Raw genomic sequence first — 239 nt, 5'->3', positions numbered from 1 at the left:
ATGCTTACTTGCTGCCGGTACCCGAGTTGCGGGTAGAGGAAGTCGGCTTGCGACGGGCCGTGGTGCTGCGGGCGCGCGGCTCCATACCCTGCATGTCCTTGTGACGCTTGACGGCACGACGGATCTGGGCAGCCTGCTTGTGGCGGGTGCTCTTGCCATCCTGCTGCAGGTCGACCTTGGATTCGGTCTCCGGCGGCATGTTGACCAGGCCGCGCAGGTAGTTCACTTCCGGCAGTTTC

1 protein-coding gene is annotated in these 239 nt (G+C 64.0%); it reads right to left on the bottom strand.

Annotated features, from left to right (window positions below):
* Positions 1-4: 4 nt before the first annotated feature.
* On the bottom strand, positions 5-239 hold a 235-nt coding region (locus B4920_RS27745), incomplete at its 5' end, for a hypothetical protein (protein ID WP_216820133.1).

It is taken from the genome of Zoogloea sp. LCSB751, from assembly GCF_002028455.1.
Classification (GTDB): domain Bacteria; phylum Pseudomonadota; class Gammaproteobacteria; order Burkholderiales; family Rhodocyclaceae; genus Zoogloea.
This window is presented reverse-complemented; position numbering and strand designations above follow the sequence as displayed.